Source organism: Pseudomonas sp. TH37 (assembly GCF_016650735.1).
Lineage (GTDB): Bacteria > Pseudomonadota > Gammaproteobacteria > Pseudomonadales > Pseudomonadaceae > Aquipseudomonas > Aquipseudomonas farris.
On record NZ_JAEKFD010000017.1, the window covers coordinates 15,790 to 28,434 of the forward strand.

At 62.3% G+C, this 12,645-nt stretch carries 11 protein-coding genes; 9 read left to right on the forward strand and 2 right to left on the reverse strand.

Translation table 11 applies throughout. The features are described 5' to 3' along the window. Window positions 1–16 precede the first annotated feature (16 nt). The 6 genes from JFU11_RS27650 to JFU11_RS27675 all read left to right on the forward strand — a co-directional run bounded on the left by JFU11_RS27650 (window position 17) and on the right by JFU11_RS27675 (window position 7,461). A complete protein-coding gene (locus tag JFU11_RS27650; RefSeq protein ID WP_201062734.1) occupies window positions 17–1,081 on the forward strand; it encodes an HlyD family secretion protein in 1,065 nt (354 codons plus the stop codon). Continuing rightward, window positions 1,078–2,646: an efflux transporter outer membrane subunit gene (locus tag JFU11_RS27655; RefSeq protein WP_201121419.1), complete on the forward strand. Its 1,569-nt coding sequence runs from the start codon at window positions 1,078–1,080 to the stop codon at window positions 2,644–2,646. Before JFU11_RS27650 ends, JFU11_RS27655 begins: the two co-directional genes overlap by 4 nt. 95 nt (window positions 2,647–2,741) lie before the next feature. Next, window positions 2,742–3,524 (forward strand): efflux RND transporter periplasmic adaptor subunit, encoded by a 783-nt coding sequence (locus JFU11_RS27660; protein WP_201062736.1) that lies wholly within the window; start codon window positions 2,742–2,744, stop codon window positions 3,522–3,524. Then, a complete protein-coding gene (locus JFU11_RS27665) occupies window positions 3,521–4,840 on the forward strand; it encodes an HlyD family efflux transporter periplasmic adaptor subunit (protein WP_201062737.1) in 1,320 nt (439 codons plus the stop codon). Before JFU11_RS27660 ends, JFU11_RS27665 begins: the two co-directional genes overlap by 4 nt. After that, the gene (locus tag JFU11_RS27670; protein WP_201062738.1) at window positions 4,841–6,937 is read left to right on the forward strand and encodes a biotin/lipoyl-binding protein; all 2,097 of its coding nucleotides are present in this window, start codon (window positions 4,841–4,843) and stop codon (window positions 6,935–6,937) included. Between the two features lie 26 nt (window positions 6,938–6,963). Next, window positions 6,964–7,461 (forward strand): GNAT family N-acetyltransferase, encoded by a 498-nt coding sequence (locus JFU11_RS27675; RefSeq protein ID WP_050682093.1) that lies wholly within the window; start codon window positions 6,964–6,966, stop codon window positions 7,459–7,461. 111 nt (window positions 7,462–7,572) lie between these two features. Here JFU11_RS27675 and JFU11_RS27680 read toward each other — a convergent pair whose 3' ends face one another. Both JFU11_RS27680 and JFU11_RS27685 read right to left on the reverse strand, forming a co-directional pair. Beyond that, the gene (locus JFU11_RS27680) at window positions 7,573–7,884 is read right to left on the reverse strand and encodes a hypothetical protein (RefSeq protein ID WP_123719041.1); all 312 of its coding nucleotides are present in this window, start codon (window positions 7,882–7,884) and stop codon (window positions 7,573–7,575) included. Between the two features lie 56 nt (window positions 7,885–7,940). Beyond that, a complete protein-coding gene (locus JFU11_RS27685) occupies window positions 7,941–8,528 on the reverse strand; it encodes a tail fiber protein (RefSeq protein WP_052967251.1) in 588 nt (195 codons plus the stop codon). A gap of 246 nt (window positions 8,529–8,774) precedes the next feature. Between JFU11_RS27685 and JFU11_RS27690 the strand changes: the two genes are divergently transcribed. The 3 genes from JFU11_RS27690 to JFU11_RS27700 form a co-directional block, all read left to right on the forward strand. Beyond that, window positions 8,775–10,346: a glycosyltransferase family 39 protein gene (locus JFU11_RS27690; protein ID WP_201062739.1), complete on the forward strand. Its 1,572-nt coding sequence runs from the start codon at window positions 8,775–8,777 to the stop codon at window positions 10,344–10,346. Between the two features lie 159 nt (window positions 10,347–10,505). Next, a complete protein-coding gene (locus tag JFU11_RS27695; RefSeq protein ID WP_038978410.1) occupies window positions 10,506–11,342 on the forward strand; it encodes a sulfotransferase in 837 nt (278 codons plus the stop codon). Window positions 11,343–11,392: 50 nt separating this feature from the next. After that, on the forward strand, window positions 11,393–12,645 hold a 1,253-nt coding region (locus JFU11_RS27700), incomplete at its 3' end, for a DUF4347 domain-containing protein (protein ID WP_201062740.1).

A 12,645-nucleotide genomic window follows, 5' to 3' on the forward strand; every position in this document is an offset into this window, starting at 1 on the left:
GAAACAGAAGGTTTTTATGACGACTCAATCAAAGCAAAAAGTTGCTGTCGGCGTTGCCGCAGTGATGGCGGTAGGGGTGTTGGTTTACCTGCTGGCGCCGGGCTTGTTCGGCAAGCGCACACAGCAGAGCACCAACGATGCTTTCGTCGCAGCGGACTTCACACGGGTGGCGCCGCGCGTGGCGGGGTTCATCAAGGACGTGCTGGTGGAAGACAACCAGCTGGTCAAGGCCGGGCAGTTACTGGCGTTGATCGACGATCGCGATCTGCGCGCCGCCGCTGAGGCCGCCGACGCGGAAACCCTGGTGGCCAGGGCGCAGCTGCAGAACGCTCGGGCCACCCTGGAGCGCCAGACATCGGTGATCGCTCAGGCCCAGGCCACGGTGGTTTCGGCGAAGGCTGAAATGGCTTTTGCCGAGCATGAACTGAACCGCTACAACCACCTCGCCGGGGTGGGTGCCGGTACGGTGCAGAACGCTCAGCAAGCGCGGACGCGCATCGATCAGGCCTCCGCTCGCTTGGCCAATGCCACGGCGGTGCTGGCGGCGGAACGCAAGCAGGTTGAGATTCTGACCGCCCAGCGTGATGCGGCCGAAGGAGGGTTGAAACGAGCACAAGCGGCGCTGGAAATGGCCAGCTATGAGCTGTCCTATACGCGCATCGTTGCGCCCCAGGACGGGATGGTCGGCGAGCGCGCGGTGCGGGTCGGCGCTTATGTCACACCGGGCAGCAAGATTCTGGCCGTGGTGCCGTTGGAGCGGGCCTATGTGGTCGCCAATTTTCAGGAAACCCAACTGACTGACGTACAGCCGGGGCAGAGCGTGCAAGTGCACGTTGACAGCCTCGGCGGCGAAGCCCTGCGCGGCCGCGTGGAGAGCATTGCACCGGCTACGGGCGTGACCTTCGCCTCGGTCAAACCGGACAACGCCACTGGCAACTTCACCAAGGTTGTGCAACGGATTCCGGTGAAAATCATCCTCGATCCGGGGCAGCCATCGGCCGAGCGGTTGCGGGTGGGGATGTCGGTGGAGGCGAGGATTGATACTGCAAGCGCCAGCGAGCATGAGGTTGCGCAACGATGAACTTTGTTAATCGCACATCCCTGTGGCGAGGGGGCTTGCCCCCGTTCGAGTGCGCAGCGCTCGCAAATTTTGGGTCCGCTGCGCGGCCCAACGGGGGCAAGCCCCCTCGCCACAGGGTCAGCATTTATTCAGTGGTTGTTGTGTTGAGTCTGCTTTCATTGAGTGCCTGCACCGTCGGCCCAGACTTCCAGAAACCTCAGCCGCACCAAGTGGCCGAATGGTCCAAACCAACCAAAGCCGCCGCCAGTCAGGTCGTTCCCGCTGAAATGGACGAACGCTGGTGGGAGGTATTCCACGACCCGAAACTCTCTGCCCTGACCCAACGTGCCCTGACCGACAACCTCGACCTGAAACTCGCCAGCAGCCGCTTGCAGCAAAGCCGCGCCGCGCGCCAGGTGATCACCGCCAACCGCTATCCCAATACCGCCGCCAGCGGCAGCTATGGGCGCAAACGCAACAGTGGTGAAGGCCTGAACGATCCGTCGGGCAACAACGGCGACTTGGCGTTCAACCTGTGGGACGCAGGCTTTTCCGCCTCTTGGGAGCTGGATTTCTGGGGCCGTGTGCGCCGCGAAACCGAAGCCGCCGATGCCACGCTGGAAGTGGCGGAAAACGATCGTCGTGGCGTGCTGCTGTCGGTGCTCGCCGAAACCGCTCAGGACTACATTCAACTGCGCGGTGTGCAAAGCACGCGGGCCGTCACCGAGCAGAACCTCGACGTTGCCCGGCATAGTTTGAAACTCTCGCAATTGCGCCTGGCCGACGGTGTGGCGACGGATCTGGACGTTGCCGAAGCCGCTGCGCAAGTCGCGGCCATCGAGTCACGTTTGCCGGCGCTTGAGCAGCGTCAGTCGCAACTGATCAACGCCCTGAGCCTGTTGATGGGCGAACCGCCGCAAGCGCTGTCCGCTGAGTTATCCACAGACGCCCCGGTGCCGCAAACCCCGCGTCAGGTCGCCATCGGCTTGCCGTCGCAATTGGCCGAGCGCCGCCCCGACATTCGTCAGGCCGAAGCCCGTCTGCATGCCGCGACCGCCAGCATCGGCGTGGCCAAGGGCGACTTTTATCCACGGATCACCCTGTCGGGCAATATCGGTTCGCAAGCCATGCAGTTGAGCGACTTCGGTTCCTGGAGCTCGCGCTCGTTCGGCATCGGTCCGCAGTTCAGCCTGCCGCTGTTCGACGGCGGTCGCCTGCGCGGCATGTTGTACCTGCGCGAAGCCCAGCAACAGGAAGCAGCGCTGGCCTACCAGCAAACCGTGCTGCGGGCCTGGCATGAAATCGACGATCAACTCACCGCCTACAACGCCAGCCAACTGCGCCGCGACAGCCTCGCCGAAGCTGTGCGCCAGAACCAGATCGCCCTGCGCACCGCGCAACAGCAGTACGTCGAAGGGGTGGTGGATTTCGTCAACGTCCTCACCGTGCAGAGCGAATTGCTGGCGACCCAGCAGCAGTGGGTCGAGAGCTCGACCGGGGTGGCGTTGGCAATGGTTGGTTTGTACAAGGCGTTGGGTGGGGGATGGGAGTCGGTGTATCCGGTGGCAGAGACGGCGCAGCTCTGATCAGCGAGCCCGCTCTTTCAACCAATGATGGCCATCCGGCTTGACGCTCACCCCCGCTGTCATAGACTCCGCTAATCCGTCAGGGAGTTACGGTTATGCGGCGTGTTCGTATTTTGGTTATTGGATTGACCTTTGTAACGTGCGTAGTACAAGCGCAAACGCCTACACCAGACGATCCGTTGCTGGAAAGCAGCGCGCTCGGCGGTAATGCGTCGGCCAGCAGTGAAGCCCGTGGTGTGCTGCGAGCCCGGGATCAGGCGGTGCTTGCCAGTGAGTTGTCGGGGCGGATTGTGGAGTTGCCGTTCAGTGAGGGCGAGTCGTTCAAAAAGGGCGACACCCTGGCGCGGTTTGACTGTTCGGCTTATCAGGCTCAGCTCAACGCGGCTCAGGCCGCCAGCCGTGGTGCCGGTGAAGAGCTGGCGCACAACAAACAACTGGCGGCGTTGAATTCGGTCGGGCGCTTTGAAGTGGCGCGGGCCGAGGCCAAGGTCAGCGAGATTCAGGCGCAGTCTCAGGTCTATCAGGTTCAGGTCAAACGCTGCAATGTGGTGGCGCCGTTCGATGGTCAGGTCGTCGAGCGCAAGGTCAAGCGCTACGAAAGCGTTGCTGCCGGTGCGCCGTTGCTGGACGTGGTCGACAACCGCACTCTGGAAATTCACCTCTTGGTGCCGTCGCGCTGGATGGGCAAGCTCAAGCCCGGCCAGACGTTCAGTTTTGTCCCCGATGAAACCGGTCAACCGCTGGATGCGACGGTCAAACGCCTCGGTGCGCGGATCGATGAAGGCAGCCAGACTTTGCTGCTGGTAGCGGCGCTGCCCAACGCCAACGGTCTGTTGGCCGGCATGAGCGGAACGGCGCATTTCGCGGAGTTCAAATGAACGCCCCGGTGACCGGCGGCGCCGAGCAGGTGTTCGCAAGGTTTCTCGACCTCGAACGCCAGACCCGCGCCGCGCGCACGCCTTCGCAACTGGCTTACAGCCTGGTGAATGACGGTCAGGCGCTGTTCGGTTTCCGCCATGCCGCGCTGTTGATCGCCGGCAAGGTGCAGGCGGTCACCGGTGTCAGTGCCGTGGAACCGAATGCGCCGTTCGTGGCGTTTGTCGAGCAAGCAGTCGCGCAGCTGTTCAAGCTTGAGGTGCTGAAACAGGCGCGGGTGATCACACCCGATCTTCTCAGTGAATCGATTCTGGCCGATTGGCAAAGTCTGTCAGCCGCTCAGGTGTTCTGGCTGCCGCTGATCGATCATCAGGGCGAGGTGTTCGGCGGTCTGTGGCTGGCGCGGGATGTGCTGTGGAACCCTTCCGAACAAGTGCTGCTGTCGCAACTGGGCGACACCTACAGCCATGCCTGGCTGGCGCAGCAACCGCACAAACCCTGGCGACTGCGCTGGACGCGCAAGCGTCAGGTGGCGCTGGTTGCCGTGTTATTGCTCGGGTTGCTGATCCCGGTGCGCCAATCGGTGCTGGCCCCGGCCGAAGTCGTCCCGTTGGGAGGTCGGGTGGTCACGGCGCCGCTGGACGGGGTGATCGCCGAGTTTCTGGTCAAACCCAACCAGACGGTGAAAACCGGCGACCTGCTGCTGCGCTTCGAAAGCACTACGCTTAACGCTCAGGCCGATGTGGCCGAGCGCGCCCTGGGCGTTGCCGAAGCGGAACTCAAGGCCAATTCTCAACGCTCCTTCGCCGATGCCGAATCCAGTTCGAAGATCGATCTGCTGGCGGCCCGCGTCGAGCAAAAGCGCGCCGAACGGGATTACGCCCGTGAATTGCTCAAACGCAGCGAGGTACGCGCCGAGCGGGACGGCATCGCGGTGTTCGCCGACGCCGAGCGCTGGACCGGCAAACCCGTGCAAACCGGCGAGCGGCTGATGGAAATCGCCGACCCGAACCAGGCCGAGTTGCGCATCGAATTGGCCGTGGGCGATGCGATTGCCCTGGAACCGGGTGCGCAGGTCGCACTGTTTCTCGACAGCGATCCGCTGCAGCGGCATTTGGCGAAACTCGAACGTTCGGCCTACGAAGCGCAGCCCACTGCTGCCGGGCAACTGGCTTATCGACTGGATGCGACGTTCGACGCCGCACCGCCACGTATCGGCCTGCGCGGCACCGCGAAAGTCTTCGGCGACCGGGCGCCGCTGGCGTTGTACCTGTTGCGTCGACCGCTGGCCGGGTTGCGTCAGAGCGTGGGCCTGTAGATGAGCCTGCCGAGCCTGCGGGCAGACCTGCAGTTGTCGACGGCGGCCCCGGCCCTCGACGGGTCGCCGCGCTGGACTTTGGCCGACCCGGTGCGTGGGCGGTATTTCAAACTCGGAGCGGCGGCGATGCGTCTGCTGCGCCATTGGTCCCTGGGCGATCCGGAGCAAGTGCTGCGTGCCGCCAACCGCGAACCGGGGCTGCCGCTGGATGGCGTGGCGCTTGAACAATTGCTGGAGTTTTTGCGCGGCCACGACCTGATCAGCGCCCTCGACCCGTCGCAGCGCGCCAGTTACAGCCTGAAGGCCGCAGCTCAGCGCCAGAGCCTGTGGCAAATCCTGCTGCATCAATACCTGTTTTTCCGGATTCCGCTATGGCGTCCGGACGCCTTTCTCAATCGAGCCTGGCCGTGGCTGGAGCGTTTCGGCCCGCGTGTATTGCGCTACGGATTGCCCGCGACGCTAGGCCTCGGGGTGTCTCTGGTCTCGCGGGACTGGCAGCGGTTTATCGCTACCTTTCCGCACCTGTTCAGCCTCGGCGGTGCGCTGGCGTTTGGTGTGGCGCTGTTTTTCGCCAAGCTTTGCCACGAGTTCGGCCACGCCTTCATGGCCAAGCGCGCCGGTTGTCGGGTGCAGAGCATGGGCGTGGCGTTTATGGTGCTGCTGCCGATGTTTTACACGGACGTCAGCGACGCCTGGCGCGTCAATGACCGCCGTGCGCGGTTGCTGATCGGTGCCGGCGGGGTGCTGGCGGAACTGGTGTTGGCGTGTATCGCGCTGCTCGCCTGGTCGCTGCTGCCTGACGGCCCCGGGCGCACGGCGGCGTTCATGCTCGCCAGTGCGACCTGGATCACCACGCTGGTGATCAACCTCAATCCTTTTATGCGTTTCGATGGCTACTTCTTGCTCAGTGATTTCTGGGAAGTGGACAACCTTCAAGGGCGGGCCTTTGCCTTGTGTCGCTGGCGGCTGCGCGAATTTTTGTTCGGCTACGCAGCCCCGGCGCCGGAGCCTTGGTCGCCGAAGATGCAGCGGCGTTTGTTGATCTGGGGGTATGGCGCTTGGTTGTGGCGCGCGGCGCTGTTTTTCGGGATTGCGCTGGCGGTCTATCACCTGTTCTTCAAAGTGTTGGGGATCTTCCTGATGCTGGTGGAGCTGGTGTGGTTCATCTTTCTGCCGATCCTGAACGAGTGGCGGCAATGGTGGAGCCGTCGCGAACAGGCGCATGCGCCTCGGGTACTGCTCAGCGGTCTGGCGTTGCTTGGGTTGTTGCTGCTGCTGGCGCTGCCATGGCGCAGCGCGGTGGAGTTACCGACGATGCTTGAGGCTGGACGCGCCAGCGCCCTGCACGCGCCGGTGGCGGCGCGGGTCAAGACGGTGAATGTGCATGACGGCCAGATCGTCGCTCAAGGTGAGGTGCTGATCGAGCTGGAATCACCGGATCTGGACTCACGCCAGGCCATCGTCCGTCGCGAGATCCAGATCCAGCAATTGCAGATGCGCCGTCAGGCCGGCCGCAGCGAAACCGCGGCCGATGCCGGTATCGTCGAACAGCGCCTGGCGGAAGCGGTGGCCGAATATCGGGGCCTGGCCGCCCAGCGTGAACGTCTGCTGCTGCGCGCCCCCCACGGCGGCAAGGTGCGCGACCTGCTGCCCCAGTTGACGGTCGGTCGCTGGCTTTCGACCAAAGATCCTTTGGCGCGGGTGGTCGAAGACGGCGCGCGGTTGCGCGGTTATCTGGCTGAAGCCGAACTCTGGCGTGTCGCCCCGGGTGCCAGCGGACGGTTCATCGCCGATGACCCGATGCACCCGGCGATCAAGGTGCAATTGAGTGAAATCGATACCAATGGCGTGGCTTATGTCGATCAGGAAGCGCTGACCTCTGATCATCACGGGCCGATCGCCGTGCGCCGGGATCAACATCAGCGCGCCGAGCCAGTACAGGCGCAGTACGGCGCGCGGTTGAGCATCCTCGAAAATACGCCGACACCGGTGCAACCCTTGCGCGGCATTGTGGTGTTGCAGGGCAGCGGCGAGTCGTTGCTGGGCGTTGCCTGGCGGCGCTTGGCGGCTTTGGGGGTCAGGGAAAGCGGCTTCTAAGGGTGAATAGCTAAGGGAGAACAGCGATGGCGAAAACCGATTCAGTGGCAGCGGACGGCTTGGTGGTCAGGCCTTCGCGGACCAGCGATGGACCTTTTCTGCACAGCCTTTACCAAGCGGCGCGGCCGGATCTGCAATGGATCGACGGTGAGCAAGAGGTGGTCGAGCAGGTGGTTGCCCAGCAATTCAAAGTGCAGGAACAAGGGCTGGGGGAGAACTTCCCCAATGCCATGCATTACGTGATCGAGAAACTCGACACCGCCATTGGTGCGCTGACCACTGACTTCGGCCCCAATGAGATTCGCGTGCTGTACCTGGCGTTTATCCCACAGGCCCGAGGCAAGGGTTACGGTCGGACGGTGCTGCAAGGCGTGCAGAAAGCCGCGCAACAAATCCGCTGCCCAGTGGCGACCGTGGTTTGGGCCAACAATCCCCATGCGCGCCAGCATTACCTGGCGCTGGGGTTTCAGGTTGAAGAGCGCAACCCGGCTGCGGAGCGGTTGGTGTGGTACCCACAGGGTTGAACACACCGCCGATCAACTGTGGGAGCGGGCTTGCTCGCGAAAGCGGTATAACAGCCAACATTATTTTTGAATGTTAAGCAGTCTTCGCGAGCAAGCCCGCTCCCCCATTGTTCAGTTGAACGCGATGTAGAAGTACCCCAGTTGCGGATCACGCCCCATGGCCGGTACTCGCGAAACAAAAATATCTTCTACCTGACCCAGCTCCGGCAACTCCAGCGCACACAAGCCATCGACAAAATCGGTGGGTTGCAGGCTGTTGAGCTCGACGCTGAACGGCATGCGCTCGCTGTTTGGCATCTGTGAGCGGGGCGTTTCTGCAAGGGTGTCGATATGGATCGGCAATTCACTGCCATCGGGCAGCCGCAACGTCCCCGTCTTGCCCAGCAGTGCCTGAAAGTGTTGGCTTTGAACCTGTTGCAGCATGGCATCACTCCATCAGCAAAAGTGGCCGGGGGATTTGCATCCCCCCGGCCAGACCCTCAGTTACGCGAAGGGAAAAGACCGTTCAGGGCGATGCTGAAGTTAAGCACCAGGAACGGGTTCATCACCGCCATGGGCAAGCCGTTGCCGGCAGACGAGATTTCTCCCGCTACCGTGGTGGCTACGCCCTTGAGCGGCACGGCCGCAGCACCTTGCTGATCGGAGTAAATACTCGCCGAGCCCGGCCCGCCTCCCGAGGCGCCGATGTAGGCGTTGGTGGCGGTCGGGTTGGTGACCGGGTTGCTCGCCGGGCTGGCCAGTTGCAGGGTGGTGGTGGCCGTGAGCCCGGCCATGGCGTGGGTGTGGTTGGGCAGGTTGGTGATGGTCGCGGTGACGTTCTCGGTCCCGGAGACTTCGCCGATGACGCGCGGGGTCAGGCCCAAGCCGTTGCCCATGGCGACCGGCATGCGACCTTGCAGGTTGGGCAGCATGAAACTGGTGGTGCCATTGCCTCCGAAGTTGACTCCCAGCAGTGCGAAAACCGTGTTGTATTGTGAGATCGCCAGCGTCTGGCCGTTGCATAGGGCCCAGCCGTTGGGCGCGAAGTTAAAGGCGAAAGGCTGGATAGTGCCGATGAATACTTCCATGGTTCCTCATCCCTCAGGTTAGTGTCTGATACGTCACGTTGCAGGCCCGGTTATCCGGGCAGTTCGCGCTGATCAGCCGACTCCTTTCATCTCCGTGGCTGGGTCACGCCACGCCAAAGCGTAGACGCTGATCGGAATGATTGCCGGACGTCGTCCGCCGCAAGGCCAGCATCGACGTCAGGCTCGCGCCTGTCCTACAGTGCTCGTGAAGCTTCGGTTTTCACATGGCCGTTGCAAGGGGAGGTAATGGAGGCGCGCAGAGAAACACCGCTGGGCGATACCCAGGACCCGCATGCGATGCCGGGGTTGTGGGCGGCTGTCCGTCGCTTGCTGCAATGGGCGCGGGAGCACTGGCTGTTGCCGATCCTGGTATTGGCCACGCTGGTGCGTTTTTACGACCTGACGGCGGCAGCGATCTGGGGCGACGAAGGGGCCAGCCTGTTGCTGAGCCAGTATTCCTTGGCCGGGATCTGGGAACATGCGGCTCATGATGTGCATCCACCCCTGTATTTCATGCTGCTGCACGGCTGGATCGGCCTGTTCGGCGACGGCATTTTTTCGATTCGCAGCCTGAGTGCGTTGCCGGGGATTGCCACGGTGGGACTCGGCGTCTGGCTGGTGGACTTGCTCGCCACCCGCCGCGCCGCATTGCTGGCCGGGGTTCTGCTGGCGCTGCTACCCACGGCGGTGCGTTACAGCCAGGAAGTGCGGATGTATTCGCTGCTGGGGCTGTGGCTGATCGGTGCCACGATCGCCTTGATGTATTGGATCAGGCGGCCGCAACGCACGCGCTATCTGGTGATTTACACCTTGCTGATGAGTGCGGCGTTCTACACCCATTACTTCACGGCGCTGTGCGTGCTGTGTCACTGGCTGTATCTGGGACTGATCCGCGTGCAATCAGGGTATCGATTGCGGCACATTCAGCGCTCTGGGTGGTGGCTGGCCAATGTGGCGATTGTGGTGTTGTACCTGCCGTGGGTGCCCAATCTGCTCGATCTTGTGCAGCACATGGATCAGCTCAAGGCTAATGGCGATGTGGGGTGGGAGGCGCCCGTCACGCTCGGCTCATTGCCTTCGATGATTTGGTCGTTCCTGATTCAGGACGATGGCGAGAACCTGCCCACGCTGGTTTTTATCGCGCTGCCAGTGGCGCTGCTGACCCTGGCGGGCGTGGCGCTGGCGCGGGATCGCAGTGTTTTCCGGGGCAGTGCACTGGCGGTGATCTACACCGTTCTCCCAGTGTTGCTGGTGTTTGTGGTGTCGTTCATATCGCCGGTGTTTATCGAGCGTTACCTGACCGCTTATGCCCTGGGCTTGCCGATGCTGGTGGCGCTGGCCATCGATCGCTTGTACGCGGGCTCCAAGGTATTGGCGCTGGCGGTGCTGATGCTATTTATCGGCATCGAACTAGTGGGCCTGAAGAACAATGCCACGGTGGATACCGACGATCAGATCAGCGTCATGGTCAACTACGTGAACCAGCACTTCACCCCCGGCGACCGAATCGTCACCAGCGACATGCTCTGGTACTTGAGTTATGTCTATTACAACCGCACTGACGCCAAACCATTGCTGTACACGCCGCCGTTGGCCGATGGCAGGTCGAGCCGGCCGAACGCTTATGGTTTCGGCACGTTGGTGGCCGAGGACGTCTATCTGGATAGCCTCGGCGGCTTGCCCAAAGGCACTGGTCGCGTGTGGCTGGTCGGTAGCGTCGATGGACCGGACGAGTTCGCGCCCTTGCCCGCGGGTTGGCAAAGCGTCAGCAAAACCCACGCGGGAGGCGCCGAGGCACGCTTGTATGTGCTGAAGTAAGCCCGTGTTTTCAAGGCTTAATCGATTCATCTTGCAGCCGGTTATATCAATCGTTTTTTCCAGTCGATTTAGCTCCGATTTGATATCAAAGCACCACTAGTCGCAATACCATTCATGGTCTACGCTCGTCATACAAAAGGACTTATGGCGGGTGAATGGATGCAGCACTTTCACTTTATTTCCGGCTTGCCGCGCTCAGGCTCGACCCTGCTTTCTGCCATTCTTTTGCAGAACCCGCGCTTTCATGCCGGCATGACCAGCCCCGTGGGTGCGCTCTTTTCCGGTGTTCTGGAACAATGCAGCGCCGGCAGCGAGTTCGGTGCGGTGATCGACACCGACTTGCGTCGCCGCCTATTGCGCGGCTTGTTCGACTCTTTCTACGCCGACAAGGCCGACAAACCGGTGGTGTTCGACACGAACCGCCTGTGGAGTTCGCGTCTGCCGGCAATCAGCGATCTGTTCCCTCAAGCCAAGATCATTGCCTGCGTGCGCAATGTCGCCTGGGTCATGGACAGCATCGAGCGCCTGTACCGCGCCAACCCCTTCGAAAACACCAAGCTGTTCGGCGATGCAGTCGAGCGCAACACGGTCTATAGCCGCTGCGAAACCCTAGCCCAGCGCAATCGGCTGGTGGGGTTTTCCTGGGCCGCCCTCAAGGAAGCCTATTACGGCGAACACGCCGACTCGTTGCTGATCATCGATTACGACCTGTTGAGCCAAGCGCCGGAGCGGGTGATGCGGCTGGTCTACGACTTCATTGGCGAACCCTGGTTCGAACATGATTTCGATCATTTGGCTTATGACGCACCGGAATTCGACCAGGCCCTTGGCCTCTCTGGGCTGCACAAGGTGAAGGCCAAGGTTCAATTGCAGTCCAGGCGGACGATCCTGCCGCCGGACTTGTTCAAGCAATACGCCGAGTTGTCCTTTTGGCTCGATGGCTCCGCCAGCGCCGCCAATGTCATTCGTATGAAAGCCGACGCCGCGATCAGTTGATCGCGGCGTTTTCATTGATGCGTCCAAAAGTTCGAGTCCGGGTGAGCAGCATGTGGTGGAGCAAAGGCAAGTCGCGGGTTACCGAAGGCGCACGAGCGCTGGCCTCGCCAATGATCATGTCCCTGGAGCCACGCATGCTGTTCGACGGCGCGGTGGCCGCCACCGTTGCCGACACCGCCCAGACTGACAGCCATGCCACCGCCGAGGCGGTCAAGGCGCCGACGGCCGATCAACCGGTCGCCAGCAAGGACACCCACGGCCAGGCCGATGCCACACCGGCGCCAGCATCTGCTGCGGTGCCGGGGCAGAGCGTGGTGTTCGTCGATTCGCGGGTCAAGGACGCTGCCAGCCTGCTTCAGGGCATTGCGCCCGGCACTCAGGTGGTTCAGCTGGATGCCAGCAAAGATGGCCTGCAGCAAATCGCTGATTATCTGGACAGCCATCAGGGCGTCAGCTCGGTGCAGATCATTGCCCACGGCAACGCGGGCGATCTGTGGCTGGGCGATAGTTATCTGTCGGCCGACAACGTCGCGGCTCGCAGCGCGGTACTGGCGGAAATCGGCAAGGACATGAACGTCGGCGGCGACATCATGATCTACGGCTGCTACACCGCCGAAGGTGAGCGTGGCTTGAGTTTTGTCGACTCGCTGGCTCAATTGATCGGCCGCGATGTGGCTGCTTCCAGTAATCGCACCGGGATAGGTGGCGACTGGAATCTGGAAATTGCCACCGGCAACATCGAAAGCGCCAACGTCCTCTCGACCACGGCCATGAGCGACTATCAATGGGGCCTGGCCACTTGGACCGCCACCAACAACGCCAACACAGGCGTCGGCTCACTGCGTGCGGCCATCGCCTCGGCGCAGAACGGCGACATCGTCACCTTTAGCAGCGGCATGACGGTGCAGCTGACGTCCGAACTGCTGATCAACAAGAACATCACCGTTGATGGCGACTTGAACAACGACGGCGCGGCTGACGTGATTCTCGATGGTCAGTACAGGACCCGAGTGATTGAGGTGGCGTCCGGCAGCATCGTGACACTCGATGGTCTGGTGCTCACCCGTGGCCTGGTGTCGGGCACGGGCGGCAACGGTGGTTACGGCGCCACGGGCGCGATGGCCGGGGGGATTTTCAACGCAGGGATTCTGACCCTGAACAACGTTACCGTGACCTCCAACGGCGCTTCCGGTGGCGGTGGCGCCGGTGGTTATGGCGGCGGTTATGACGCGACCCACATGGGCGGTCGCGGCGGTACCACCACTGGCGGTGCTGGCGGGGTGGGCGTTTCCTATTACAGCAA

Excerpts from the sequence above, each read along its gene's own strand:
- JFU11_RS27655 (WP_201121419.1), top strand. The coding sequence starts at position 1,078 with ATGAACTTTGTTAATCGCACATCCCTGTGGCGAGGGGGCTTGCCCCCG.
- JFU11_RS27670 (WP_201062738.1), top strand. The coding sequence starts at position 4,841 with ATGAGCCTGCCGAGCCTGCGGGCAGACCTGCAGTTGTCGACGGCGGCC.
- JFU11_RS27680 (WP_123719041.1), bottom strand. The coding sequence starts at position 7,884 with ATGCTGCAACAGGTTCAAAGCCAACACTTTCAGGCACTGCTGGGCAAG.
- JFU11_RS27650 (WP_201062734.1), top strand. The coding sequence starts at position 17 with ATGACGACTCAATCAAAGCAAAAAGTTGCTGTCGGCGTTGCCGCAGTG.
- JFU11_RS27690 (WP_201062739.1), top strand. The coding sequence starts at position 8,775 with ATGGAGGCGCGCAGAGAAACACCGCTGGGCGATACCCAGGACCCGCAT.
- JFU11_RS27675 (WP_050682093.1), top strand. The coding sequence starts at position 6,964 with ATGGCGAAAACCGATTCAGTGGCAGCGGACGGCTTGGTGGTCAGGCCT.
- JFU11_RS27695 (WP_038978410.1), top strand. The coding sequence starts at position 10,506 with ATGCAGCACTTTCACTTTATTTCCGGCTTGCCGCGCTCAGGCTCGACC.
- JFU11_RS27685 (WP_052967251.1), bottom strand. The coding sequence starts at position 8,528 with ATGGAAGTATTCATCGGCACTATCCAGCCTTTCGCCTTTAACTTCGCG.
- JFU11_RS27660 (WP_201062736.1), top strand. The coding sequence starts at position 2,742 with ATGCGGCGTGTTCGTATTTTGGTTATTGGATTGACCTTTGTAACGTGC.
- JFU11_RS27665 (WP_201062737.1), top strand. The coding sequence starts at position 3,521 with ATGAACGCCCCGGTGACCGGCGGCGCCGAGCAGGTGTTCGCAAGGTTT.